We start from the raw sequence: 23,872 nt of genomic DNA, 5'->3' as shown, positions 1-23,872 counted from the left end.
CCCGGTCAGAACGACGAGCCTGGCTCCTGCAGAAATCTTCGTTCCTCCTCCGTGCTCTCCCGCCCGAGTATGTCATTGCGATGGGGATAACGTCCGAATCGCTCGATGATTTCCCAGTGGCGAATCTCGAACTTGAGGTTGTTCTCCAATCCCGGCAGATCGAACAGGGTCAGCGCCTGCTGATGAATCACCGCCGATTCACTGTGCATATAAGGCATATATAAGAAGGCCCTGGCCTGCGGCTCCAGCGCCTGGTCCGCCCCCTGCCGCACCGCCTCCTGGGCTAACACCAGCGCCAGGGCGTCCTGAGCGAACGCCTCCGGACGATCCCGATAGATATTGCGGGAGAACTGATCGAGCACAATCACTTCCGCCAGACGCCCTTCCGGAGTGTCCCGCCAACTCCATAGCTCACCACACTTGGCCTGATCCAACACGTGTCCAAACCTCGCACCAATCGCCTGATCCAACGCTGAATCTTTCTTAAACCACTGACTAGGCGTCAGCTCCTGAAACCAGAATTGGTACACCGTCTCGGCGTCCGCGCGCGCATTGATTGAAGGCATGGCATATCCCTGGGAGCAAATGAATGTTAATCAGGTGGTGCCGAAAGGAGGAATCCAACGTTCAACCTGCTCTGTTTTTCGAGTGATTCTGATTTTTCGGCACTGAATTTATTTAATAGCAGCCTTCGGCGGTAATCAATCCCCTAGGGCCTGTTCGCCTTTCTTGCGAGTTATTCACACCTGTGGACAAGAGTTACCCACAGCCCGAGTCGACTTAAAGCCACAAACTTACGACGGTTATCCACACTTGTTCACAGGTTTCACCCATAACCGATTGATTTTCCGTGAATTCATTCTATTGTTGGGGATAACCCTGTGAACGTCTGGGGGTAAAAGCTGGCGATGAAATTGGGGATAAGTCGAGCTTTGCCGATTTTCTGTATAACTCGGCTTTTCGTCACCAGCTTGCGGTCAGCTTGTCAGCCCCTTACCCGCGCTTTGTCCCGTGGGTTACTATTACGCTAAGTCATTGTCTGATAAACAGTTTTTAGACTTCTACACAGATTTCTGGGTCACCATTAGTAGTAACAGCATTAAATACTTAACTAACTTATCTATTAACTTATTTACTTAATACTTATTTGTATAACTGATTAATTTGACTTTGTTTAGAAACTGAACAACTTTTGTACAAATCCGATTCAGGCCCTATAATGCTCGCCCTTTTTCACCGGTACGGCCCCGGAGGCCTCCAGCTATGATTTACCCCGAGCGCTTTGACGTCATCGTCATCGGCGGCGGTCACGCCGGCACCGAAGCCTGTCTGGCGGCCGCTCGCATGGGCTGTAAAACCCTCCTGCTCACCCATAACGTCGACACCCTGGGGCAGATGTCCTGCAACCCGGCCATTGGTGGGATTGGCAAAAGCCATCTGGTGAAAGAAATCGACGCCCTGGGTGGCGCCATGGCCATGGCGACCGACCGTGCCGGTATCCAGTTCCGGGTGTTGAACTCACGCAAAGGGCCCGCGGTGCGCGCGACCCGTGCCCAGGCGGATCGGGCGCTGTACAAAAGCGCCATCCGCAACCAGCTCGAAAACCAGCCGAATCTGAGTATTTTTCAGCAGGCGGCGGATGACCTGATCGTCAATGGCGATACCGTCGAAGGTGTGGTCACCCAGATGGGGCTGAAATTCATGGCTCCCACCGTGGTACTCACCACCGGAACCTTTCTCGGCGGCAAGATCCACATCGGTCTGGAAAACCACGCCGGCGGTCGGGCCGGCGATCCGCCGGCCCAGACCCTCGCGGCCCGCCTGCGGGAACTGCCGCTGCGCGTCGATCGCCTGAAAACCGGCACCCCGCCGCGCATTGATGCCAAAAGTGTGGATTTCAGTGAGCTTCAGGAGCAGTGGGGCGACGAGCCCAGACCGGTCATGTCCGCCCGCGGTTCGCGGGATTGGCACCCACAGCAGGTGTGCTGCTGGATCACCCATACCAACGAGCGCACCCACGACGTCATCCGCGGCGGGCTGGACCGCTCCCCCATGTATTCCGGGGTTATCGAGGGCATTGGCCCGCGTTATTGCCCGTCGATCGAAGACAAGATTCACCGGTTTGCGGACAAATCCTCGCATCAGGTGTTTATCGAGCCCGAGGAGCTGAACACCCAGGAACTCTACCCCAATGGCATTTCCACCAGTCTGCCGTTCGATGTGCAGCTGGAGCTGGTGCGTTCGATCAAAGGCTTCGAAAATGCCCACATCACCCGCCCGGGCTACGCGATTGAATACGATTACTTCAATCCCCAGGACCTGAATTACAGCCTGGAAACCCGGGCCATTTCCGGCCTGTATTTTGCCGGCCAGATCAACGGTACCACCGGCTACGAAGAAGCCGGTGCCCAGGGTCTGCTCGCCGGCATCAACGCCGCCCGCCGCGCCCGGGATCTCGACGCCTGGTGCCCGCGCCGCGATGAGGCCTACATCGGCGTACTGGTGGACGACCTGATCACCATGGGCACCCAGGAGCCCTACCGGATGTTCACCAGCCGGGCGGAATATCGCCTGCTGCTGCGCGAAGACAACGCCGACCTGCGTCTGACCGAACAGGCGCGGGCCATGGGCCTGATTGACGACGACCACTGGGCGCAATTCTGCCGCCAGCGCGATGGTATTGCCCAGGAGCAGGAGCGCCTGAAAACCACCTGGGTTCAGGCCGGTTCCGAGGCCGCCAAGGCACTGGAAAGCAAAATTGACGCCCCGCTCAACCGGGAATACAGCCTGTTTGAATTGCTCAAGCGCCCGCAGCTTAACTACCCCGACGTGGCGGGCCTGAAAGGCGAACCTGTGACGGATGAGCGCGTTGCGCTACAGGTAGAAATCGATGCCAAGTACTCGGGCTACATCGATCGCCAACAGGACGAAATCAATCGCCTGCGCGCCCACGAACAGACCCTGATTCCGACCGAATTCGATTTCGACAAGGTCGAGGGCCTGTCCAACGAAGTGAAGCAGAAACTGAGTGCCGCCCGTCCAGAAACCCTGGCCCGGGCCTCGCGCATACCGGGCGTGACCCCGGCGGCGGTGTCGCTGCTGCTGATTCACCTGAAAAAGCGCGGCCTGCTGCAGCGGGAGACCTCCCAAGCCTCATGAGCGAACCCCTGAAGGCCCGGCTGACGGCGGGCATTGCCGAGCTGGGCCTGACCATTACCGAACACCAGACGGAGCAACTGCTGACTTACCTGCAGGAGTTCCACAAGTGGAACCGGGCCTACAACCTGTCCGCAGTACGCGACATCGACGCCATGCTCGACCGGCACCTGCTCGACAGCCTGAGCGTACTGGCCCATGTGCAGGCCAGAACCCCCCGGCGGCTGATCGACGTGGGTACCGGCGGCGGCCTGCCCGGCATCCCCCTGGCCATCGCCCTACCCGATTGCCAGATCACCCTGCTCGACAGCAACGGCAAGAAAACCCGGTTCCTGTTCCACATCAAAACCCTGCTCAAACTCAATAACGTCAGCGTGGAAAACCGCCGTGTCGAACAGTTCCGGCCCGACCAACCGTTCGACATCGTGATCAGCCGCGCCTTTGCCAGCCTGGCGGACATGGTGTCCGGGTGTGAGCACTTACTTTCGTCAGGAGGCCTGTTTATGGCCATGAAAGGGGTGTATCCAGAGGCTGAGCTTGCTGAGGTGGAAAGTAGCGTAGAACTGATGGAGAGCCACCGATTGCGGGTGCCGGGAAACGAAGGAGAGCGGCATTTGTTAGAGTTGAAGCGGCGATAATCGTCGGGGAGGAGGCATCAATTTCTGTTACGGCGGGTGCGCTTCGCTTACCCGCCCTACGCGACCGGATGTCATTTGCCGCCAGTTTGCAGCCGGATCCACACCACTGAGGGGCGGTGCGGGGTAACCCCTTTCAAGACCGTGGAGCCGGGGACCGGCGATTCGAGCCTACAGGGATGTATGTACGGCGTGTCTTGAAAGGGGTTACCCCGCAGCGGCCCGGACGTGATGCGCCCACCATCAAAAACAATCCGGACTTGTCCCCGAGGGCCGCTTGCCACACAATACCCGGCTTTGATCCTGTTTCTCGAATAATCCAAAGGATAACGCTTTGACCCGAATCTACGCGGTAGCCAACCAGAAAGGCGGGGTGGGCAAAACCACCACCTGCGTCAACCTGGCCGCCTCCCTGGTGGCGACGAAAAAACGCGTCCTGCTGGTGGACCTGGACCCCCAGGGCAACGCCACCATGGGCAGTGGTGTGGACAAAAGCGAACTGGAACTGACCGTTTACGACGTACTCACCCGCCGGGCCGACGCCCGCGAATGCCTGCAGACCTCCGAATCCGGACAGTTCAAACTCCTGCCCGCCAACGGCGACCTCACCGCCGCCGAAGTGGAAATGCTCTCCCTGGACGGCAAAGAACGCCTCCTGTGGGACGGCCTGCAACCGATCAAAGACGAATTCGACTACATCATCATCGACTGCCCGCCCTCGCTCAACATGCTCACGGTCAACGCCCTGACCGCCTGCGATGGCGTGATCATTCCCATGCAGTGTGAATACTACGCGCTCGAGGGGCTCTCGGCCCTGATGAACACCATTGGCCGAATTCAGGAACTGCTCAACCCCAACCTGAAAATCGAAGGCCTGCTGCGCACCATGTACGACCCGCGCAACAGCCTGACCAACGACGTTTCCGCCCAGCTCTCCCAGCACTTTGGCGATCGGCTCTACCGGACCTGCATTCCGCGCAACGTGCGTCTGGCCGAAGCGCCCAGTTACGGGCAGCCGGTGCTCAGCTACGACCGCCAGTCCAAGGGGGCAATCGCCTACCTGGCCCTGGCGGGGGAAATCATCCGGCGCAACGAAAACGACGAGAAGGCCGCTGCTCACGCAGCGCACTCCTGAAGCAATCATCACTGAATTACAGCAAACCATCAGCAGGGCAAGGTAATGGCGGGAAAACGCAAAGGCTTAGGCAAAGGCTTGGATGCCCTTCTGGGGGCGGGCGTGACGCCGGCTCCGGCGGATACACCCACTCCGGATTCGCCCCAGGCCGTCGAGGAAGCACTGGCCGATGGTCGGCTCGCCCACATTCCGGTGGAAATGATTCAGCGCGGGCGCTACCAGCCCCGTCGCGACATGCACCCCGAGGCACTGGAAGAGCTGGCGGACTCCATCAAAGCCCAGGGCGTGATGCAGCCGATCGTGGTCCGGCTTGTTGCCCCGGAAAAATACGAAATCATCGCCGGTGAACGTCGCTGGCGGGCCACTCAACTGGCGGGTCTGGACAAGATTCCCGCGGTCATCCGGGATGTGCCCGATGAAGCGGCCATTGCCATGGCGCTGATCGAAAACATTCAGCGCGAAGATCTCAACCCGATCGAAGAGGCCATGGCCCTCAAGCGGCTGCAGGAAGAATTTGAGCTGACCCAGGGCGAAGTGGCCCAGGCGGTAGGCAAATCCCGCACCACGGTGACCAACCTGTTGCGCCTGATTGCCCTGACCGAGGAAGTCAAAACCATGCTCGAGCATGGCGACCTGGAAATGGGCCACGCCCGGGCCCTGCTCACTCTGGAGCCCGAAGATCAGCGGGTGGCGGCCCGTCAGGTGGTCGGCAAGGCCCTATCGGTCCGGCAAACCGAGACCCTGGTACGCAATCTTCAGGAGCAGAAGCACAAGAATACGGTAAAACCGGCCGCACCCTCGGCGGATATTCGCCGCCTGGAGGAGCAGCTTTCGGAGACATTGGGCGCCGGTGTGGCCATTCAACACACGGCCAAGGGCAAAGGCAAGCTGGTAATCAATTACAACAATCTGGACGAGCTCGACGGCATTCTCGCTCACATCAAATAGCGAGTTTTTTGAGTAATCGGTCAAAACGGCAAAAAGTGAGAATTATCCGATAATTAGCGGCGTTGTAAATGCTTCCGACTCAGGTTGAAGCGGGGGGGCTTTATCCCTATAATGCTGCGGCCCGGTCGCTTGGCGTCTGGGCTGGACACTCAGGTCGAACAGACGAGCTTTTGATAAACGCCACGCCATCACGACAGCGCCGACCACAGTCGATTGCCCGGCCTCCGGTTCTTTCGCGCTTGTTGTTGTTCTGGCTGCTGCTGTTCATCGCAGCGGGGGGCATTTGGCTGTTTGAGATCCGACTGGGCCTGTCAGTGCTCTGGGGAATTGCGGTCAGCGCCCTCCCCGGCGCCTGTTTTGCCTGGTACAGTTTTCGCCGCTTGGGCGGTGCCCGGCAGTCTGGAGCCGCGGTGCAAGCCATTTACCGGGCGGAAACCATCAAGTTTTTACTCACGGCGGCACTGTTTGCGGCTGTGTTCATGCAGGTGAAAGAGATTCATCTGGCGGCATTTTTTATCGCATTTGCCGGTGCACACCTGGGCGCCAGTCTGGTCACCGCCCGCACCCTGGCGCGTCACCAGGGCTAGGTTGAACTCACACAAAGAGACTATTTGGATGGCAGCGGAAGAGTACACTCCCACAACTACCGAGTATATTCAGCACCACCTGACCAACTGGACCTATGGCAAACTGCCGGAAGGCTCCTACTGTGACGGCTATCAGGTGCAGGAAACCACCGGCTGGACGGTGGCCAAATGTTCCGAAGCCATGTCTGCCATGGGATTCAATGCCATTCACCTCGACTCCATGGCCTGGTCCATTGGTCTCGGTCTGTTGTTTATCGGCGTTTTCCGCTGGGCAGCCAAAAAGGCCCACGCGGGGGTTCCCACCGGTCTGCTGAACTTTGTTGAAATCATCATCGAGTTCATCGACAAAACCGTCAAAGACGGCTTCCAGCATAAAAACGCCATGATCGCCCCGCTCGCCCTGACCATTTTTGTTTGGGTGTTCCTGATGAACCTGATGGACCTGGTACCGGTGGACTGGATTCCCTCCCTGGCGATGTGGATCGCCGGCGACAGTCACTTCTACTTCAAGATCGTGCCCACCACCGATCCGAACATCACCCTGTCCATGGGCTTTACCGTATTCCTCCTGATGATCGGCTTCAGTATCGTCAAAAAAGGCTTTATGGGGTTTGTTAAAGAGTTGACCCTGCACCCCTTCCATACCGACAAGTGGTATGTGAACCTGCTGCTGATTCCAATCAACTTTGCCCTGGAGTCCATTGCCCTGATCGCCAAGCCGATTTCTCTGGGCCTGCGACTGTTCGGCAACCTCTATGCGGGTGAAATGATTTTTATCCTGATCGCCACCATGTATTCCGCCGGCCTGATCATCGGTATTTTCGGCGGCTTCCTGCAGTGGGGTTGGGCGGTGTTCCACATTCTGGTGATTACTCTGCAGGCCTTCGTATTCATGGTGTTGACCATCGTGTACATGGCCATGGCGCACCATGTGGAAGACGAAGACCAGTTTACGCACTAACGTTTTGAACAACTCACTTATCTTTTTTTAAAACTGAGGAGAACTACCATGGGTATGGCACTGATTGCTGTTGCACTGTTGATTGGCCTGGGCGCACTGGGTACCGCTATCGGCTTCGCTCTGTTGGGCGGTAAGCTGCTGGAAGGTTCAGCTCGTCAGCCGGAACTGGCTCCGATGCTGCAGGGCAAAATGTTCCTGATCGCCGGTCTGTTGGACGCCGTTCCGATGATTGGTGTAGGTATCGCCATGTACATCCTGTTCGTTACCGTACCGGGCCTGGCGTAAGACCTCGCGAACTCCCAGAAACCCGATCCGTGTGCATCACCGTTGTGAGCGCACACGGTTAAAGCCAAAAGCGTTACTGGAACAGAGGTTATCGGCGTGAACATTAATTTGACCCTAATCGGACAGTCCATCGCGTTTATTTTCTTCGTGCTCTTCTGCATGAAGTACGTGTGGCCGTTCATCACCGACGCAATGGTCGAGCGTCAGAAGCGCATTGCGGATGGCCTGGCCGCCGCGGATCGCGCCGACAAGGATCTGGAACTGGCGAAAGAAAAAGCCGCCAAGACCCTGCGCGAAGCCAAACAGGAAGCGGCCGGTATCGTCGAGTCCGCCAATAAGCGCGCCGCCAAGCTTGTTGAAGAAGCCAAAGACCAGGCTCGGGTAGAAGCCGAGCGTATCCGGTCGGCAGCTGAAGCCGAAGTGGAGCAGGAAGTGAACCGTGCCAAAGAGAAGCTGCGTGGGCAAGTGTCCCAGTTGGCTCTGCTCGGTGCACAGAAAGTGCTGGAAGCGGAAATTGACGAATCCAAGCACAAGTCCATGATCGACAAACTGGCTGCCAATCTTTAAGTGAGGTGAACTGTGGCTGAACTGACTACCCTCGCCCGACCCTATGCCAAAGCGGCGTTTCAATACGCGCTGGAAGCACAGGATCTGAGCGGTTGGGCCCAGCAACTGGCGACTCTGGCCGGCGCCAGCCAATACGGCACCATGGCCGATCGTATCGCGTCACCGTCACTGTCGGCCCAACAACAGGCCGACGTTCTGATCGAGGCCTGCGGTGACGAACTGAGCCAGCCAGTGCGCAACTACGTTCAGCTTCTGGCCCAGAACAAGCGTCTGATTTTGTTGCCGGAAATTCAGCAACTGTTCGAGGCGTTCAAGCACGCCCAAGAGCAGTCGGTGGATGTCGAGCTGACCACCGCCTTCACCCTGGCGGATGCCGAGCAGGAAAAACTGGCTCAGGCTCTCAGCGACAAGCTCAAGCGCAAAATCAGCGTCCGGGCCCAGGTCGACGAACAGCTTCTGGCGGGCGTTATCGTTAAAGCAGGTGATTTGGTCATCGACGGCTCGATGCGCGGTCGGTTAGAAAAACTCGCCAAAGCAATCAATTCGTAGGATTGAGGAAAAAAGCATGCAGCAGCTGAATCCATCCGAGATTAGCGACATTATCAAGCAGCGCATCGACAAACTCGATGTGTCCGCCGAAGCCCGCAACCAGGGCACGGTGGTTTCCGTGTCCGACGGCATCGTGCGTATTCACGGCCTGATGGACGTGATGTACGGCGAGATGATCGAATTTGAAGGCGGTCGTTTCGGTATGGCACTGAACCTGGAGCGCGACTCCGTCGGTGCGGTAATTCTGGGCGACTACCTGGGTGTGGCCGAAGGCCAGACCTGTAAGTGCACCGGACGTATTCTGGAGGTGCCGGTAGGCCCCGAGCTGGAAGGCCGCGTCATCGATGCACTGGGTAACCCGATCGATGGTAAGGGTCCGGTTGACACCAAAGAAACCGACGCCATTGAAAAGGTGGCTCCCGGTGTTATCTGGCGTCAGTCTGTTGACCAGCCGGTTCAACTGGGTCTGAAAGCGGTTGACTCCATGGTGCCGATCGGTCGCGGTCAGCGTGAGTTGATCATTGGTGACCGTCAGATCGGTAAATCCGCCATTGCGGTAGACGCCATCATCAACCAGAAAGACTCCGGTATTAAGTGTATCTACGTGGCCATCGGCCAGAAAGCCTCCTCCATTGCTTCTGTGGTTCGCAAGCTGGAAGAGCACGGCGCCATGGATCATACCGTTGTTGTGGCTGCCACCGCATCGGATCCGGCGGCCATGCAGTACCTGGCGGCCTTCGCCGGTTGTACCATTGGTGAGTACTACCGCGACCGCGGTCAGGACGCACTGATCATCTATGATGATCTGACCAAGCAGGCCTGGGCCTATCGCCAGATCTCCCTGCTGCTGCGTCGTCCGCCGGGCCGTGAAGCCTACCCGGGTGACGTGTTCTACCTGCACTCGCGTCTGCTCGAGCGCGCTGCCCGAGTCAGTGCCGATTACGTCGAGAAGTTCACCAATGGTGAAGTGAAAGGCAAAACCGGCTCTCTGACCGCGCTGCCGATCATTGAAACCCAGGCCGGTGACGTATCGGCGTTCGTACCCACGAACGTGATCTCCATTACCGATGGTCAGATCTTCCTGGAAACCTCCATGTTCAACTCGGGCATCCGTCCGGCGATGAACGCCGGTATCTCGGTATCCCGTGTAGGTGGTTCCGCACAGACCAAAGTGATCAAAAAACTGTCCGGTGGTATTCGTACCGCTCTGGCTCAGTACCGCGAACTGGCGGCTTTCTCCCAGTTTGCCTCTGATCTGGATGAAGCCACCAAGGCTCAGTTGGAGCACGGTGAGCGCGTGACCGAGCTGATGAAGCAGAATCAGTACTCGCCGATGAGCATCGCCCAGATGGCGCTGGTTCTGTTCTGCGCCAACGAAGGCTATCTGCAAGACGTGGAAGTAAACAAGGTTCTGGACTTTGAAAGTGCCCTGCTCTCCTACGCTGAAAGTGAAGGTGCCGACCTGTTGAAAGAAATCAACGAAACCGGCAACTGGAACGATGAGCTGCAAGGCAAGATGAAAGCCCTGGTGGACAAGTTCAAATCCACCCAGACCTGGTAAGACCGGCGGTGCCGAAAGGCACCGCTTCATTCACGCTTGAGGGCCTTTGAGTATGGCAGGCGCAAAAGAGATTCGGACGCAGATTTCGAGCATTAAAAGCACGCAGAAAATTACCAGCGCGATGGAAATGGTCGCCGCGAGTAAGATGCGTAAAGCTCAGGAGCGTATGGAGCGGGGCAAGCCCTATGCCCAGCGCATGCGTGCCGTGGTCGGTCACCTGGCCAACGCCAACCCCGAATACAAAAACCGCTACATGGAAGAGCGCGAAGTCAAACGGGTGGGCTACATCATTGTCTCCAGTGACCGCGGTCTGTGTGGTGGCCTGAACGTCAACGTGTTCAAGGCCGCACTCAAGTCCATGAAGTCCTGGTCCGACCAGGGTGTCGCAGTGGATCTTTGCTTGCTGGGTGCCAAAGCCGGTGCGTTTTTCAACAGCCACGGCGGCAATGTGGTAGCCAGCGCACGCGATCTGGGTGAGGCGCCGACCGTCGCTTCCCTGATTGGCAGCGTCAAGGTCATGCTGGACGCGTTTGGCGAAGGCAAGATCGACAAGCTTTACCTGGTCGGTAACGAATTCATCAACACCATGACTCAGCAACCTGAAGTTCAGCAGTTGTTGCCACTGGTGGCCGAAGAAGACCAAAAGCTTCAGCACCACTGGGATTACCTGTACGAGCCGGACGCCGAGCAACTGCTCGACGGTCTGCTGATTCGTTATATCGAGTCTCAGGTGTATCAGGCAGTGGTTGAAAACGGCGCCTGTGAGCAGGCCGCGCGTATGGTGGCCATGAAGAGCGCCACCGACAACGCCGGTGACCTGATCAGTGACCTGCAACTGGTGTACAACAAAGCCCGTCAGGCCGCGATTACCCAGGAGCTGTCGGAAATTGTGGGCGGTGCCGCCGCCGTGGCCTCTTAAGGCCCAGAGCTGAGAACCCTTTTTTGAGTTAAAACCTTCAGTCTCAGGCTGCCCTCGTCATTCACTGACAGTCGGCCGGATCTGAAACCAAGAGGAACCGGAAATGAGTAGCGGACGTATCGTACAAATTATCGGCGCCGTGATCGACGTGGAATTCCCGCGCGATGCCGTGCCGCAAATCTATGATGCACTGAAAGTCACCGAGCAAGACCTGACTCTGGAAGTGCAGCAGCAACTGGGCGACGGCGTGGTACGCACCATTGCCCTGGGCTCCTCTGAAGGTCTGCGTCGTGGTCTGGATGTGAGCAACACCAAGGAGCCGATCAAGGTTCCGGTGGGCACCAAAACCCTGGGTCGTATCATGAACGTCCTGGGCGATCCGATTGATGAAGCCGGCCCCATCGGTGAAGACGAGCGCATGCAGATTCACCGCGATGCCCCGGCGTACGAAGAACTGGCCGCGTCCAACGAGCTGCTGGAAACCGGCATCAAGGTGATCGACCTGGTATGCCCGTTCGCCAAGGGTGGTAAGGTTGGTCTGTTCGGTGGTGCCGGTGTGGGCAAGACCGTGAACATGATGGAACTGATCAACAACATCGCTAAAGAGCACTCTGGTCTGTCGGTATTCGCCGGTGTCGGTGAGCGTACCCGTGAAGGTAACGACTTCTACCACGAAATGACCGACTCCAAGGTTGTAGACAAGGTAGCGATGGTTTACGGCCAGATGAACGAGCCACCGGGTAACCGTCTGCGTGTTGCTCTGACCGGTCTGACCATGGCGGAGAAGTTCCGCGACGAAGGTAAGGACGTTCTGCTGTTCATCGATAACATCTACCGTTACACCCTGGCGGGTACCGAAGTATCGGCGCTGCTGGGTCGTATGCCGTCCGCGGTAGGTTATCAGCCGACCCTGGCTGAAGAGATGGGTGTTCTGCAGGAGCGTATTACCTCCACCAAGACCGGCTCCATTACCTCGGTGCAGGCCGTATATGTACCCGCGGATGACCTGACTGACCCGTCTCCGGCGACTACGTTTGCTCACCTGGATTCGACCGTAGTATTGAGCCGTGACATTGCCTCTAAAGGTATCTACCCGGCCATTGATCCGCTGGACTCCACCTCTCGTCAGCTGGACCCGCTGATCATTGGTCAGGAGCACTATGAAGTGGCTCGCGGTGTTCAGACCGTACTGCAGCGCTATAAAGAGCTGAAGGACATCATCGCTATTCTGGGTATGGATGAGCTGTCAGAAGAAGACAAGCTGACCGTATCCCGGGCCCGTAAAATCGAGCGTTTCCTGTCCCAGCCGTTCCACGTGGCCGAAGTATTCACCGGTTCTCCGGGCGTTTACGTGTCCCTCAAGGACACCATTCGCAGCTTTAAAGGCATTCTTGACGGCGAGTACGATGATCTGCCGGAACAGGCGTTCTACATGGTTGGTACCATTGAAGAAGCCATCGAGAAAGCCAACAAGGCCAAGAAAAAGTAACCCGCCGGCCCGGCACTGCCGGGCCACTGGCCCTGAAGCGTTAGAGGCAGAAATATGGCTATGACAGTTCACTGCGATATTGTCAGTGCAGAGCGGGAAATCTTCTCCGGGTTGGTGAAGATGATCGTGGCCACCGGTACCCTGGGTGACCTGGGTGTGACCTATGGTCACGCTCCTTTGCTGACCGGCCTTGAGCCGGGCCCGGTGCGCATCGTCAAGGACAATGGTGAGGAAGAGATTTACTACGTTTCCGGTGGTTATCTGGAAGTGCAGCCTTACCACGTCACCGTGTTGGCGGATACCGCCCTGCGCGCTGATGATATGGATGAAGCAGCCGCCCAGGAAGCCAAAGAAACCGCCCAGAAAGAGCTCACCAACCAGTCTGGCGAGATCGACTACTCCAAGGCCGCGGTGCAGTTGGCGGAAGCCGCCGCTCAGTTGCGTACTCTGCAGTCCATTCGCAAGAAGTTGGGCAGCAACAAGTAGGCCTCGCCGTGCATGGCATTGGCAACAGAAAAGGGTGGCTGATCGGCCGCCCTTTTTTTACGTCCGTCACACTACGATTGTTCCCCCTAATTTGTCCTGATCAACGGTTTGTTGAAGGAGTCGCCGCATGACCACCCCCCTTGATATCGTCATTCTCGCTGCCGGTAAAGGCACCCGGATGCGCTCGAACCTGCCCAAGGTGCTTCATCCCGTGGGCGGCCGCCCCCTGGTGCAGCATGTGATCGACAGCGCCCGGGCACTGGGCAGTGATCAGATCCTGGTGGTGGTGGGCCATGGCGCCGAACAGGTCGAGGCCCGCATGGCGGCCGACGATATCCGCTTTGTGGCCCAGACCGAACAGCTGGGCACCGGCCACGCGGTGCTCCAGGCTCTGCCCCACTTCCGTGACGACGCGACGGTACTGATTCTCTACGGTGATGTGCCGCTGACTCAGGCAACGACGTTGGAAAAGCTGGCCCTGGCGGTGACCGACACCACCATCGGCCTGCTGACCGTGAATCTTCCCGACCCGGGAGCCTACGGACGTATCCTGCGCGATGCCGCCGGCCAGGTCGAGGCCATTGTTGAATACAAAGACGCCAACGACGAGCAGCGCCGGATCACTGAAATCAACACCGGGATCATGGCTGCTAAAGCCAAACACCTGCGCGAGTGGCTGCCGGCACTGAGTAACGATAACGCCCAGGGTGAGTACTACCTGACCGACATTATTGCCATGGCGCGCCAAAGTGGCCTGGGCATTCATGTGGCTCAGCCGGACACACCGGAAGAGGTGGAAGGCATCAACAATCGTCAGCAGCAGGCGGCCCTCGAACGTTACTACCAGAGTCGTCAGGCGGAAGAGTTGATGGTCAAAGGGGTCACCCTGATGGACCCGGCTCGATTTGACTGCCGTGGCCGGCTGACTGTCGGGCGGGATGTGGTCATTGATGTGAACTGCGTGTTTGAAGGCGAGGTCATGCTGGAAGATGGCGTGCACCTTGAACCCAACTGCTACCTGAAAGACTGCGTGATCGGCGCGGGCACTGAAGTCAAAGCCAACTCGGTGATTGAGGGCGCACGGGTATCCAGCCATTGCGCCATCGGGCCCTTTGCGCGTCTGCGCCCGGGCACCTTACTGGCCGATGGCGCCAAGGTCGGCAACTTTGTGGAAATCAAGAAAGCGACCATAGGCGAAGGCAGTAAGGTCAACCATCTGAGCTACATCGGCGACAGCAAGGTCGGTTCCTGTGTGAATGTCGGCGCCGGAACGATTACCTGTAACTACGACGGGGTCAACAAATTCCTCACGGAAATCGGGGACAATGCTTTTATCGGTTCCAACAGCGCGCTGGTGGCGCCGGTCAAGTTGGGCAAGAACACAACGGTGGGTGCGGGGTCGATCATCACCAAAGACGTTCCCGATGAGGAACTGGCGATTGCCCGCGGCCGCCAGCGTAACATTCAGGGCTGGCAGAGACCGAGTAAAAAAGACTGACTCAAAGAGTCACCGGAAAGGACGCAATATCAATGGCTAAATGGGTACCGGGGGCGATCATTCGTCACCCACTTCGCAGCATTTTCGGGCTGCTGTTGATTGTGGTTCTGACGGTGGGCCTGTACGGCGCTTTCAGGCCGCTTCCCGAGGGCATCAGCATGGAAGCGCCCGCCCGAGGGGCGACGCGGGTCCAGTTTCTGGCCGATCGGACCTATATCGATAAACAGGGTGAACGACAGACCGAGCAGCGCATTTTTGACGAGGTATTTCGTCTGGTCGCTCAGGCAGAACGGTTCATTCTTGTGGACATGTTTCTGTTCAATGCCTACCAGGGGCAGTTGAGCGACACTCACCGGGCGCTGTCTGACGAGCTGACCGACCGGCTTATCGCCCAAAAACGCCGTCACCCAGAGATTCAGATTCTGGTGATCAGTGATCCCCTGAATACCTTGTACGGTGGCCTGCCCTCCTCTCACTTCCAACGGTTGGAAACCGCCGGTATCTCGGTGACCCTGACCGACCTCACCAGGCTGCGCGACAGCAATCCCCTCTACTCCGCATTCTGGCGCCCCTTTATTCAACCCTGGGGAAACACCGCAACGGATACGCTACCCAATCCCTTTGGGGAGGGTCGGGTGTCTCTACGCAGTTACCTGGCGTTGATCAACTTCAAAGCCAACCATCGAAAACTGATTATCGCCGATCAGGACAACGAGCTGACGGCCCTGGTCACATCGGCCAACCCCCACGATGGAAGCAGCGCCCACGGCAATGTCGCGTTGCGCTTCGGTGGTCCGGCGGCGTGGGACCTGCTCGACAGTGAAGCCGCCGTTCTTACCTTCTCTGGCGGACCCGAGCCCAGGCCGTCCCTGGATCGACCTGAGGGTGAAGTCGCCGGTTCTGCCCTGTCGGTCCAGGTGGTGACCGAGCGTGCCGTCGAGCGAGCCGCTCTGGACATCATCAATGGCGCAGCCGCGGGGGAGCGGTTGGACCTGGCAATGTTCTATTTATCGGACCGACACCTGGTTCGGGCTCTGCAGGAGGCCGCACAGCGCGGCGTTAAGGTGCGGGTGTTGCTCGACCCCAACAAAGACGCCTTCGGGCGCGAAAAAAATGGCGTGCCCAACCGCCCCGTCGCCCACGAGCTGGTCAACGCCGGAGTACAGGTACGGTGGTGTGACACACACGGAGAGCAATGCCACTCCAAATGGCTGATGCATCAAGATAGCCGAAGTCGGGCACGGATGTTGTTGGGCTCCACCAATTTCACTCGCCGCAACCTGCACGACCTGAATCTCGAAACCAGCGTTGTACTGCGGGGATCTTCCGACTCTGAGCCGTTAACCGCAGCCGCGCAATGGTTTGACGACCGCTGGCATAACCGATCCGGAAAGCAGTACAGCCTGGATTACGCTGCCTACGCCGATGAAAGTCTGTGGCCCCGACTACTGTACCGAACCATGGAGGCTTCGGGGCTGAGTACCTTTTAAGCCGGCGCACCGAATCAATCGACGATAGTTGGGATGTCAGTGGCCTTTTTAGCATAGGCTTTCGTATATTTCCCGGAACCCAATTCCTCTGCCTGGCGAAGCCTGGACAATGAGGGCTTACAAAGGTGGTGCCAGATAGATGTCTCTTCCTCCCTTCTCATCCATGCTGGGCCGGTACGCCGCGGTCTTACTGATTATGACGGTCCTTGGGGCGCTGTTTTACCTGGCCGCTTTCGGGTTACCCGGTAAGCGGGTGGATGCGGGGCAATTTGTGGACCTTCAGCAAGGCGACAAAATTCATCATGGGTTTCGTCGAGCCCATGCAAAAGGCTTTTGCATTACCGGAGAGTGGGTCAGCTCTGGCGCCCTGGCTCCTTTTACCCAGGCCGATCTGCTCGCCAGCGGCCGTACCCCGTTCAATGGGCGGATTTCCATTGCCGGCAACAATCCCTCGGCGCCCGACCTCAAGGCGCCTGTACGCAGCCTGGCCATCAGTCTTGAAGGCGCGGACGGGCAGGTGTGGCGAACGGCGATGAACACGCCTCCGGTCATGGCGGTGCGCAACCCGCAGGATTTCTATCGGCAACTACAGGCGCTGGGGGATGGAACCATTCAGGCGTTTTTTGCGGCGCACCCGGAAAGTGCCGCCTTCCGCGCCTGGGCGTCCGAGTACGAACCGACCGGTAGCTTCGCGGCCGAAACCTACCACAGTATCAATGCCTTTTATCTGGTGGATGAAGAGGGGCATCGACAGGCCGTGCGCTGGCGCGCCCAACCCCATGGTTTGTCGGAAATGCCTGACGTATCGACCCTTGAGGGTGAAGATGCGCTACAAAATGAGTTCTTCCACCGGCTGGCATCGGGCCCGGTCGTGTTTGATCTGATATTTTCGTTCGCCCAGCCGTCGGACGACGAAGCCGATCCCACCATCCCCTGGCCCGAGGACCGGCAGGCGCATACCGCCGGTCAGTTGATGATTACCGACGCACAGCCACAATCCTCCGGCCAGTGCAACGACATCAACTTCGACCCGCTGGTTCTGCCCACCGGGATAGTACCCACGGCGGACAAAATTCTCCGGGCTCGCTCTGCCGCTTACGCTGAATCTTATCGGCGGCGAGCCTATGAAACCTGGCAACACGCTAACGAGGCATCACACTAATGGATCGGCCTACTCACTATACCGGCGCGGCCCGGCTGCTCCACTGGGCAATGGCTCTGTTGTTGTTTGCCATGTTGTTGGCGGGCCTGACGTTGGTACGCAGCCTGGAACCCTGGCAGCCGACGTTATTGCTCTTGCACAAATCCTTCGGTCTGTTGGCCCTGGTTCTGGCTGTGATCCGATTGATCGTGCGCCTGGGCAGCCGCACCCCCGCCTTGCCCGGGTCTTTACCCAGTTGGCAGGTGTGGGCCGCGAAGTCCAGCCATGTGGCCCTTTACGCCGCGATGTTTGCCCTGCCGGTGAGCGGGTACCTGATGCAAAACGCCGCTGGACGGCCGATCACCTTTTTTGAGGGATTTACCCTGCCCGCGTTGATCGAAACCGACCTGGCAACCTACGGGTTACTGCGGACCCTACATGGATGGTTTGCCTGGGGCTTTATGACACTGATCTTCCTGCATATTGGCGCCGCCCTCCAACATGGCCTCATCCGGCGGGATGGGGTATTGCGGTCCATGATCGGCCGTTAGGGCAACCGCTTCTAATGTTCAGTATTTGAGCCCGGTAATCGGTTGAATGTGTTAAACGATTAGACAACGTTGTCCGTTGTAAGCTATGCTCCACCTTGGACCATGCCCCAAGTGGAGATCAATAATGATAGTACGTACCGTCCTGCTCCTGTCAGTCGCGCTTTTTGCCAGTGTGGGCAGCCTTGCCCAACCACTCAGCGACGCCCAATTGAAGGCATTTGCGGCCCAGACCGAATGGCGTTTTGCCGTGGTCAGCAACATCGGAGAAGATGGCCCGGAAGCGCGAATCCGGCTGCACAACCGTTCCGACGTGGCACTGCCGGAGGGCACCGGTGACTGGCGGTTGTATTTCCACTCGGTGCGTCGGGTGAGTGACACCACCGTGTCCGGCCTGCATTTGACCCATGTCCAGGGGGATTTACACCGGGTTGCGCCGACCGAGGACTTCCCGGGCCTCGCCCCGGGAGAGTCCCTGGAGCTGTTCTATGAACCCTCCTCGGCCATGGCGGCCTATACCGATTTTATGCCCCGCGCCTTTATTCATCGCCCGGGTAGCGAACCCGTGGTGTTTGCCAATACCGACACCGAAGACATGAGCCGCTTTGTCGATGTATTCGACCGGGAGGCCCAGCAGCGTCGCTCGGCCCAGGATCAGGTGCCGATTGCCACCGCCGAGCGCCGCTACGAACGCAACCGGGCCATCCACTCGCAGCGGGTGTCCGATCAGGCGGTGCGCCAGCGCATCATTCCCAAGCCGCTGTCACTGGAAACCCATTGGGGCAGCGCGACTCTCTCGCCGGACTGGACCATTCACTACGCCGGTCGTCTGAGCTCAGAGGCTGACTACCTGGCGGAGCAGCTCTCGACGCTGTTCGATGCTGAATTCCCGCGTGCGGCGGACCATGAGTCGGTCTCGGGCCCCAGAATCAGCCTGAGGGTGGCGTCTGAGGATACCGATCTGCCGGAACAGGCGGAAAGCTACCGGCTGGAAATCGACGACGACCAGATCCGCATTACCGGTCGGGACAATGCCGGTGCCTTCTACGGTCTTCAGAGTTTATTGAAACTCTTGCCGGCGACCATGGACAGCGATTCGGTCACCCTGCCCAATCTCACCGTGCTCGATGCGCCCCGCGCCGGTTGGCGGGGGATGCACTACGACATGGGCCGCAACTTCCACGGCCAGGCCGTGACCCTGCGCCTGATCGAACAGATGGGCCGCTACAAACTCAACAAGCTGCATTTGCACCTGACCGAGGACGAAGGCTGGCGCCTGGAAATCCCCGGCCTGCCCGAATTGACCGAGGTGGGAGGTGAACGCTGCTTTGATCCGGAAGAGACCGACTGTCTGCTCACCCAACTGGGCACCGGGCCGCATAAAAGTGGTAGTGGCAATGGCTATTACACCCGGGACGATTTTATTGAGATTCTCGAGTACGCCGCCGCAAGGCACATTGAAGTTATCCCCGAAATCGATATGCCCGGTCATGCCCGGGCGGCCATCAAGTCCATGGACGCCCGTTACCGCCGTTTGATGGCCACGGAGCAACCGGAGGCCGCCCGTCAGTACCTGCTGTCTCACCCCGAGGACACCTCGGACTACATGACCGTGCAGAACTACACCGACAACTCCATCGACGTCTGCCTGGACTCCAGCTATGCCTTTGTGGACAAGGTGATGTACGAGCTGCAGCAGATGTACCGTGATGCCGGACTCAAGCTGAACATCTTCCATATGGGAGGCGATGAGGTGGGCAAAGGCTCCTGGACTGCCTCCCCGGCCTGTCGGGATCTGATTGCCGAACGCGAAGGCATTGCCGGTGTTGCAGATCTGAAGCCCTACTTTGTCAGCCGCGTTGCCGCGCTGGCGAAAAAGCGGGGCCTGGCCCTCGCCGGCTGGGAAGACGGTCTGATGTATGACGCGAATAACCCTTTCAATCGGAGCCAGTTTGACAACGATCGGGTCATCGCCAACGCCTGGGATAACATCTGGGAATGGGGTGTGGCCGACCGGGCCTACCGCCTGGCGAACGCCGGCTATGAGGTGGTGCTCTCCCACGGTACTCACCTCTATTTCGATCATCCATACGAGGCACACCCCGAAGAGCGTGGCTACTACTGGGCCACCCGGTACACCGATACCCGCAAAGTGTTCGGATACATGCCCGAACACCTCTACGCCAACGCCGACACCACCCGCAATGGCGCGCCCATCGACAACCTCGAGGCGCTAGTGGGGCGCGCCCTGCCGCCCCTGAAACAACCGGACAACATCCTCGGCATTCAGGGCCAGGTCTGGACCGAAACCATCCGTACCCCGGAGCAGCTCGAGCGCATGGTCTACCCCCGCCTGCTCGCCTTGGCCGAGCGCGCTTGGCACAGAGCCGAATGGGAAGGGGACTCTTCCAGTGCCGAGGCTCGCGCCCGGGAATTTGCGGTGTTCGCCCGAACCCTGGCGGAACGCGAATTACCGCGCCTCGCCGAAGCCGGTGTCCAGGCGTATCTGGCCCCTCCGGGTGCTCGGTGGGAAAACGGCCAATTGCAGGTGAACACCGCCCTGCCCGGCCTGACGGTCGAAGTCAGCACCAATAGCCTGGACTGGCAAGCCTTCCAGGCGCCGGTATCGGCCGAGCAGGCACCGGTGATGTTGCGCACCCGTCTGGACAACAACGCCAGTCGTTCGACCCGCCTGGATTGACCGGCGGGTGGTACCGGAACAACTTTTTACAAAAAAGTGTTTGACAACGTTGTCCCATCGGGCGTAAAAAGAGCATAGGCTAGAAAACAGTAGTACCAACAACGTCCATCAAAACAACATAAGATCCGTTAGGAGGTCGTCATGGAAACTCGCAGCAAAGCATTCAATAAACCCAGGGGGTTCAGAAAAACCCTGCTCGCATCCAGCATTTCATCACTGCTGATCGCACCCGCATTGGTGCAGGCTCAGGATGAGCCCATGCTGGAAGAAATTGTGGTCACCGGCGTGTACGCCTCCCAGCTCAACGCGGTGAACACCAAACGCGATGCGGCCTCGGTCGTAGATGCCATTTCCGCCGAAGATATCGGCAAGCTGCCGGATGTCACCATCGCCGACTCCCTCCAGCGGATTCCCGGTATTCAGGTGGAGCGCACCGCCGGTGAAGGTGGTCCGGTCCAGATTCGCGGGCTGGCCAATGTCGCCACCTCGCTCAACGGCGAAACCTTTCTGAGTGCCACCACCATCGACTCCTCCGGCGCCGACTTTGGTGACTTGCCCTCCCAGCTGTTCTCCGGCGCTGATGTTTACAAATCCCCGCTGGCAACCCTGAGCACCCTGGGTATTTCCGGCACCGTGGATCTGAAAACCCGCCGCCCGTTTGATCTTGATAACGGCTTTACCGCATCGGCGTCGGTCGAAGTGGATCGCGGCTCCATCAGCGAGGAGACCGATCCCACGGTCAGCGGTCTGATTGGGTGGAACAATGACAACGTTGGCTTTCTGGTCAGCGCGGTGACCACCGAGAAGAACCTGGCGACTGACTACAACGGTTACTTTGATACCTCTGAAAACGGCGGTATCGGTGCGGCGAACAACAATTACACTTGGGGCGCACCACCGGTGAATCAGGATATTTACCATGTGGTACCCCAGGGTTTTGCTGCGTTCAACAAGGTTGAAGAACGCCAACGCGACGGACTGAACCTGTCCTTCCAGGCTCAACTGTCCGAAGGGGTTGAGCTGGTGGTTGATCACTTTTACAGCAAGCAGGATCGCTGGAACCGCCGGGCCGGCATGTCTCACAACAACCGCTGGCAGACCTTCAATAACTACGCGTTTGCTCAGGAAGGCAGTCTGGTTCGCGACCGCTTCGATTACAACGGCCAGGAGTGGGGCACGGTAAACGCTTTTGAAGCCAGACCCTACCGGTTGCAGTCGTTCAGTCAGGTGAACTACAACGAGGAAGAGTCCAACAACAGCAGCGCTGAATTGAATTTTGATAACGGAGGCGCACTGACCGGTCAGGTCCGGGTTACGCGAGCCACTGCCGAGGCGAAGATGCGCCACGGTTATGTGGAAGGTGACCTGATGAGCATCGATCAGGGCACACTGGTCACCGGACCTGGTGGCCTGCGACCGGCGGGTGACTGTACTGGGGACAACGCCGTGCCTGGCACCGCGGTCGGTGAAGATGGTGGCTGCTTTGTTCAGTACTCCCCCAACAGCATTGAGGATACCGACTTCCTGATTGGCTACGATGCATCGGGCGAGCATCCGGTATTCACCGGCTTTGACCAGACCGTCAGTGGCGGCCTTGGGGAAATGAGTGTTGCCGACTATATGGCGGATCCACGAGCCTATCATGTGGGCGCCATGTCTTCGGAAAACAACACCAATGATGAAGGTGAAATGAACACCTTCAGCACCCGCTGGAACTATGAGTTCTCCGACAGTCCTTTCATCACCAGTGTTGATTTCGGTCTGCGTCAAAGCGAACGAAAAGTGGAACACGAAGTGTTCTCCTACTTCGCGGAGTTTGATGATACCGGATGTCAGGCCCAGTGGAAGGCGGTGGACCAGTTCGCCGGTACCAGTGAATGTGACCCGGATAAACAGCAGGGTGAGTTCCTGGTTGACGAGAACGGCGACCCGGTACTGGACGACGATGGCAATCAGGTCTTCGAAAATTACACCCTGATTCCCCCGATCGCGATCGATCAGTACAACGACGTTGTCTGGGTAGATGACCTGGGTCCGGTTTCTGGTGTACCCGGTGTCTGGGCCGTGGATCCCCGAGCACTCGACGATACTCTGGCGTATCAGGAGAGTGTTTTCGGTGAACAGGTTCGGTTCCCTCAGCCAGGTCAGTCCTATAGTGTCGGTCTGGATGAATTCAGTTATTTCGCACAGGCCAACTTCGCTGTGGGCGATGACATCACGGGTAACTTGGGTGTCAAAGTCGTTGAAACCGATCTGACCGTGGTTCAGAACGAAGTTGGTGGCGGTGTGCCGCACTCGGGGGTTAGCTATGATATTGGCGATGTCGTCACCCGCCGCAGTTACACTGACGTCCTGCCCAGCCTGAACGTCGCCTGGGATGCCACCGATACCCTCAAGTTCCGCTTGGGTTATGGCGAGACGATGCAACCGCTGGATCTATTGACCTGGGGTGGTGCGAAGAGTGTCGGACGAGTATTCAATGACGACTGCCAGTGCATGCGAGTGACCGGTGGTTCTCTGAGTGGTAACCCGGAGCTGGATCCGACACGGGCCAAAAACTACGACCTGTCAGCGGAATGGTATGCCGGTGATGCCTCGGTGCTGAGCGCAACCCTGTTCCAGATTGAAATTGACAGTTTTGTCCAGAGCGGTACCGTGGTGATTGATGAGCCCGATGCCGATGGCATTCGCCGCGGTCCCTGGGAGTTCACCGCGCCGGTTCAGGGCACGGGTGGTAAGGTCAATGGTCTGGAGCTTGCCGCAAAAGTGGCCTTTGGTGATTTCACCGGCGGTGCACTCGAAAACTTCGGCTTTGATGTCAACTATACTTTGTCTGAGAGTTCGCAAGACGCGGTTGGTGTAGAAGGCAAAGAACTGCCGTTCGTCAATAACTCCGAGGACACTTACAACATTGTCGGCTGGTTTGAAAACAACTATCTGTCAGCCCGCCTGGCCTACAACTTCCGCTCGCCCCGCCTGATCAGTGTCGGCGGCCCGGCGTTGGCCGAGCAGGCGCTGTACCAGGATGATTACGGTCAGCTCGACCTGAACGTGACCTGGGATGTGACCGATGAGTTGGCGTTGTACGTGAATGGTTCCAATATCACCGAGGAATTCCAGCAGACCTACCTGGAATTCGAAGACCAGAAAGCCTTCCAGAATATCTACGAGGCTCGCTGGGCTCTGGGTGCGCGTTACACATTTTAAGTTGGGCGT

20 protein-coding genes are annotated in these 23,872 nt (G+C 58.2%); 19 read left to right on the top strand and 1 reads right to left on the bottom strand.

Going from position 1 to position 23,872, the window contains the following annotated elements:
* Positions 1-5: 5 nt before the first annotated feature.
* Complete coding sequence (locus EDC38_RS12335; protein WP_123638763.1) at positions 6-566, bottom strand: DUF924 family protein; 561 nt, start codon at positions 564-566, stop codon at positions 6-8.
* A gap of 697 nt (positions 567-1,263) precedes the next feature.
* On the opposite strand from EDC38_RS12335, the gene mnmG reads away from it, so the two are divergent.
* From mnmG to EDC38_RS12240, 19 genes are all read left to right on the top strand, one after another.
* Positions 1,264-3,159: a tRNA uridine-5-carboxymethylaminomethyl(34) synthesis enzyme MnmG gene (gene mnmG, locus EDC38_RS12330; protein ID WP_123638762.1), complete on the top strand. Its 1,896-nt coding sequence runs from the start codon at positions 1,264-1,266 to the stop codon at positions 3,157-3,159.
* Positions 3,156-3,794 (top strand): 16S rRNA (guanine(527)-N(7))-methyltransferase RsmG, encoded by a 639-nt coding sequence (gene rsmG, locus EDC38_RS12325; RefSeq protein ID WP_123638761.1) that lies wholly within the window; start codon positions 3,156-3,158, stop codon positions 3,792-3,794. Before mnmG ends, rsmG begins: the two co-directional genes overlap by 4 nt.
* A gap of 331 nt (positions 3,795-4,125) precedes the next feature.
* A complete protein-coding gene (locus EDC38_RS12320; protein ID WP_024461775.1) occupies positions 4,126-4,926 on the top strand; it encodes a ParA family protein in 801 nt (266 codons plus the stop codon).
* Positions 4,927-4,971: 45 nt separating this feature from the next.
* Positions 4,972-5,874 carry a ParB/RepB/Spo0J family partition protein gene (locus EDC38_RS12315; RefSeq protein ID WP_123638760.1) on the top strand — a complete coding sequence of 301 codons (903 nt, stop codon included), beginning with the start codon at positions 4,972-4,974 and terminating at the stop codon, positions 5,872-5,874.
* Between the two features lie 239 nt (positions 5,875-6,113).
* A complete protein-coding gene (locus EDC38_RS12310) occupies positions 6,114-6,461 on the top strand; it encodes an ATP synthase subunit I (RefSeq protein ID WP_170162917.1) in 348 nt (115 codons plus the stop codon).
* A gap of 28 nt (positions 6,462-6,489) precedes the next feature.
* Positions 6,490-7,422, top strand: a complete 933-nt coding sequence (gene atpB / locus EDC38_RS12305) for a F0F1 ATP synthase subunit A (protein WP_024461772.1) — start codon at positions 6,490-6,492, stop codon at positions 7,420-7,422.
* 48 nt (positions 7,423-7,470) lie between these two features.
* On the top strand, positions 7,471-7,707 hold the full coding sequence (gene atpE / locus EDC38_RS12300; RefSeq protein WP_024461771.1) for a F0F1 ATP synthase subunit C: 237 nt from the start codon (positions 7,471-7,473) through the stop codon (positions 7,705-7,707).
* A 96-nt stretch (positions 7,708-7,803) separates the two neighbouring features.
* Positions 7,804-8,274, top strand: a complete 471-nt coding sequence (locus EDC38_RS12295) for a F0F1 ATP synthase subunit B (protein WP_123638758.1) — start codon at positions 7,804-7,806, stop codon at positions 8,272-8,274.
* 12 nt (positions 8,275-8,286) lie between these two features.
* Positions 8,287-8,823 carry a F0F1 ATP synthase subunit delta gene (locus EDC38_RS12290; RefSeq protein ID WP_024461769.1) on the top strand — a complete coding sequence of 179 codons (537 nt, stop codon included), beginning with the start codon at positions 8,287-8,289 and terminating at the stop codon, positions 8,821-8,823.
* Between the two features lie 16 nt (positions 8,824-8,839).
* On the top strand, positions 8,840-10,384 hold the full coding sequence (atpA, locus tag EDC38_RS12285; protein WP_024461768.1) for a F0F1 ATP synthase subunit alpha: 1,545 nt from the start codon (positions 8,840-8,842) through the stop codon (positions 10,382-10,384).
* Between the two features lie 52 nt (positions 10,385-10,436).
* Positions 10,437-11,303: a F0F1 ATP synthase subunit gamma gene (atpG, locus tag EDC38_RS12280; RefSeq protein ID WP_123638757.1), complete on the top strand. Its 867-nt coding sequence runs from the start codon at positions 10,437-10,439 to the stop codon at positions 11,301-11,303.
* Positions 11,304-11,406: 103 nt separating this feature from the next.
* On the top strand, positions 11,407-12,792 hold the full coding sequence (gene atpD, locus EDC38_RS12275) for a F0F1 ATP synthase subunit beta (RefSeq protein WP_024461766.1): 1,386 nt from the start codon (positions 11,407-11,409) through the stop codon (positions 12,790-12,792).
* Between the two features lie 54 nt (positions 12,793-12,846).
* The gene (locus EDC38_RS12270; protein WP_024461765.1) at positions 12,847-13,278 is read left to right on the top strand and encodes a F0F1 ATP synthase subunit epsilon; all 432 of its coding nucleotides are present in this window, start codon (positions 12,847-12,849) and stop codon (positions 13,276-13,278) included.
* A 127-nt stretch (positions 13,279-13,405) separates the two neighbouring features.
* A complete protein-coding gene (gene glmU / locus EDC38_RS12265; RefSeq protein ID WP_123638756.1) occupies positions 13,406-14,776 on the top strand; it encodes a bifunctional UDP-N-acetylglucosamine diphosphorylase/glucosamine-1-phosphate N-acetyltransferase GlmU in 1,371 nt (456 codons plus the stop codon).
* A gap of 32 nt (positions 14,777-14,808) precedes the next feature.
* Entirely contained in the window at positions 14,809-16,266 is a 1,458-nt protein-coding gene (locus EDC38_RS12260; RefSeq protein WP_123638755.1) for a phospholipase D family protein, read from the top strand.
* A gap of 139 nt (positions 16,267-16,405) precedes the next feature.
* Complete coding sequence (locus EDC38_RS12255) at positions 16,406-17,428, top strand: catalase family peroxidase (protein ID WP_123638754.1); 1,023 nt, start codon at positions 16,406-16,408, stop codon at positions 17,426-17,428.
* Positions 17,428-17,958, top strand: a complete 531-nt coding sequence (locus EDC38_RS12250; protein WP_123638753.1) for a cytochrome b — start codon at positions 17,428-17,430, stop codon at positions 17,956-17,958. The genes EDC38_RS12255 and EDC38_RS12250 overlap by 1 nt, the downstream gene beginning before the upstream one ends.
* A 124-nt stretch (positions 17,959-18,082) precedes the next feature.
* Positions 18,083-20,656: a family 20 glycosylhydrolase gene (locus EDC38_RS12245; RefSeq protein WP_123638752.1), complete on the top strand. Its 2,574-nt coding sequence runs from the start codon at positions 18,083-18,085 to the stop codon at positions 20,654-20,656.
* Positions 20,657-20,797: 141 nt separating this feature from the next.
* Entirely contained in the window at positions 20,798-23,863 is a 3,066-nt protein-coding gene (locus EDC38_RS12240; RefSeq protein ID WP_123638751.1) for a TonB-dependent receptor, read from the top strand.
* Positions 23,864-23,872: the final 9 nt, after the last annotated feature.

This window comes from Marinimicrobium koreense, from assembly GCF_003762925.1.
Taxonomy (GTDB): domain Bacteria; phylum Pseudomonadota; class Gammaproteobacteria; order Pseudomonadales; family Cellvibrionaceae; genus Marinimicrobium; species Marinimicrobium koreense.
This window is presented reverse-complemented; position numbering and strand designations above follow the sequence as displayed.

Bases quoted from the DNA above. Each gene is read 5' to 3' on its own strand.
- EDC38_RS12335 (WP_123638763.1), bottom strand. From the start codon at position 566: ATGCCTTCAATCAATGCGCGCGCGGACGCCGAGACGGTGTACCAATTC.
- mnmG (WP_123638762.1), top strand. From the start codon at position 1,264: ATGATTTACCCCGAGCGCTTTGACGTCATCGTCATCGGCGGCGGTCAC.
- rsmG (WP_123638761.1), top strand. From the start codon at position 3,156: ATGAGCGAACCCCTGAAGGCCCGGCTGACGGCGGGCATTGCCGAGCTG.
- EDC38_RS12315 (WP_123638760.1), top strand. From the start codon at position 4,972: ATGGCGGGAAAACGCAAAGGCTTAGGCAAAGGCTTGGATGCCCTTCTG.
- atpB (WP_024461772.1), top strand. From the start codon at position 6,490: ATGGCAGCGGAAGAGTACACTCCCACAACTACCGAGTATATTCAGCAC.
- atpE (WP_024461771.1), top strand. From the start codon at position 7,471: ATGGGTATGGCACTGATTGCTGTTGCACTGTTGATTGGCCTGGGCGCA.
- atpA (WP_024461768.1), top strand. From the start codon at position 8,840: ATGCAGCAGCTGAATCCATCCGAGATTAGCGACATTATCAAGCAGCGC.
- atpG (WP_123638757.1), top strand. From the start codon at position 10,437: ATGGCAGGCGCAAAAGAGATTCGGACGCAGATTTCGAGCATTAAAAGC.
- atpD (WP_024461766.1), top strand. From the start codon at position 11,407: ATGAGTAGCGGACGTATCGTACAAATTATCGGCGCCGTGATCGACGTG.
- EDC38_RS12270 (WP_024461765.1), top strand. From the start codon at position 12,847: ATGGCTATGACAGTTCACTGCGATATTGTCAGTGCAGAGCGGGAAATC.
- glmU (WP_123638756.1), top strand. From the start codon at position 13,406: ATGACCACCCCCCTTGATATCGTCATTCTCGCTGCCGGTAAAGGCACC.
- EDC38_RS12260 (WP_123638755.1), top strand. From the start codon at position 14,809: ATGGCTAAATGGGTACCGGGGGCGATCATTCGTCACCCACTTCGCAGC.
- EDC38_RS12255 (WP_123638754.1), top strand. From the start codon at position 16,406: ATGTCTCTTCCTCCCTTCTCATCCATGCTGGGCCGGTACGCCGCGGTC.
- EDC38_RS12250 (WP_123638753.1), top strand. From the start codon at position 17,428: ATGGATCGGCCTACTCACTATACCGGCGCGGCCCGGCTGCTCCACTGG.
- EDC38_RS12245 (WP_123638752.1), top strand. From the start codon at position 18,083: ATGATAGTACGTACCGTCCTGCTCCTGTCAGTCGCGCTTTTTGCCAGT.
- EDC38_RS12240 (WP_123638751.1), top strand. From the start codon at position 20,798: ATGGAAACTCGCAGCAAAGCATTCAATAAACCCAGGGGGTTCAGAAAA.